Origin of the sequence: Parvimonas sp. D9, from assembly GCF_035282565.1 — a bacterium.
Lineage (GTDB): Bacteria > Bacillota > Clostridia > Tissierellales > Peptoniphilaceae > Parvimonas > Parvimonas micra.
This window is the reverse complement of sequence record NZ_JAYKBM010000107.1, coordinates 1-285: the sequence shown is the minus strand read 5'-3', so window position 1 is coordinate 285 and position 285 is coordinate 1. Positions and strand designations below refer to the sequence as shown.

The 285-nt window shown below is 34.7% G+C and carries 1 protein-coding gene; it reads right to left on the bottom strand.

The annotated features are described in order from the left end of the window. Window positions 1–285: SNF2 helicase associated domain-containing protein (locus tag VJI94_RS08215; RefSeq protein WP_324008999.1), on the bottom strand; the 285-nt coding region annotated here is incomplete at both ends.

The window sequence follows — 285 nt, the reverse complement described above, 5'->3', positions numbered from 1 at the left end:
ATTTACTGAGCTTCATGGAACCCGACTTTCCTTCTCCTACCCTAAATAACAATGAATATTTTTTAATCCATTCTTCAGGTAAGATCCCTAATGTACCATCTCCCAATTGTACAAATTGCTGTTTATTGCTCAATGCTTTTTTCACTTCATCTACCGTCACTTTCTGATCACCGAAATTAATTTCGATCTTAGCATCAAACCAATCGGTATTGCTACTGATATAGATTTTGGTAGAAGGTTTCGCAGTATTGAATCTAAAGTTTTTCAACGCTTCAAATCCATATA